Below are 1,534 nucleotides of genomic sequence, written 5' to 3' on the forward strand. Positions count from 1 at the left end.
CCGCGTGCGACGCCGCCGACGGCGAGCAGCTCACCCGGCTCCTCGCGAACATCCCCGAAGACCACCCCCTCACCGCGGTCATCCACGCGGCCGGCGTCATCGACGACGCCATCGCCACCTCACTGACCCCCGAGCAGATCGACAAGGTCTTCGCCCCCAAGGTCGACGCCGCCTGGAACCTGCACCACCACACCCGCCACCTCCCCCTGAGCGCCTTCGTCCTGTTCTCCTCCGCCGCGTCCACCCTCGGTTCGCCCGGCCAGGCCGCCTATGCCGCCGCCAACCACTTCCTGGACACCCTGGCCGCTCACCGGCACGCCGAAGGGCTGCCCGCCCAGTCCATCGGATGGGGCTACTGGCAGCAGGACACCGGCATGACCGGGCACCTCACCGACACCGACCGCAACCGGATCTTGCGCGTCGGCATGAGCCCCATCACCGACGAGCAGGGCCTCGAACTCCTCGACGCGGCCCTCGCCACACCCCGGCCTCACCTGATCGCCGTCCCGATCAGCGCGCGCGGTATCAGCGTCCCGCCGCCACCGCTCCTGAGGTCACTCGTCGGCGGTGCTCACCGTCCCAGCGCCGGCAGTAGCGCGAGCCTGGCCGATCACCTGGGCACGCTGACCCCCGATCAGCAGCAGGAGCACCTTCTCGACCTGGTCCGGAGCAGCATCGCCGCCGTTCTCGGCCACACCGGCCCCGACGGGATCGGCGCGGACCGGCAGTTCAACGAGCTCGGGTTCGACTCCCTCACCGCCATCGAACTGCGCAACCGTCTCGCCGCCGCCACCGGGCACCGCCTGCCCGCAACCCTCGTCTTCGACCACCCCACACCGCGGGCGCTCGCCCTGGAGCTAAGAGGAACGCTCCTCGAGACGCTCACGAGCACATCCGTGAGCGTGAGGGCGACGGCCACGGACGAGCCGATTGCGATCGTGGGGATGGGCTGCCGCTACCCCGGCGGCGTCACCACCCCACAGCAACTATGGGACCTGGTCACCCAAGAACACGACGCCATCGGCGAATTCCCCACCAACCGCGGCTGGCCCCTCACCGACCTCTACCACCCCGACCCCGACCACCCCGGCACCACCTACACCCGCCACGGCGGCTTCCTCCACGACGCCGACCACTTCGACGCCGACTTCTTCGGCATGAGCCCCCGCGAAGCCCAAGCCACCGACCCCCAACAACGACTCCTCCTCGAAACCGCCTGGGAAACCATCGAAAACGCCCACATCGACCCCACCACCCTCCACAACACCCGCACCGGCATCTTCACCGGCGTCATGTACGCCGACTACGCCGCCCGCCTCACCACCATCCCCACCCCCTACGAAGGACACCTCGGAAACGGCAGCGCCCCCAGCATCGCCTCCGGACGCCTCGCCTACACCCTCGGCCTCCAAGGACCCGCCCTCACCATCGACACCGCCTGCTCCTCCTCCCTCGTCGCACTCCACCTCGCCTGCCAATCCCTCCACAACCACGAAACCGACCTCGCCCTCGCCGGCGGCGTCGCCATCATGTC

Annotated in this window: 1 protein-coding gene; it reads left to right on the top strand. The window is 69.9% G+C overall.

The features are described 5' to 3' along the window. Positions 1-1,534: type I polyketide synthase (locus E1266_RS37220; RefSeq protein WP_132055270.1), on the top strand; the 1,534-nt coding region annotated here is incomplete at both ends.

The organism is Actinomadura sp. 7K534 (genome assembly GCF_004348575.1).
Taxonomy (GTDB): Bacteria; Actinomycetota; Actinomycetes; order Streptosporangiales; family Streptosporangiaceae; genus Spirillospora; species Spirillospora livida.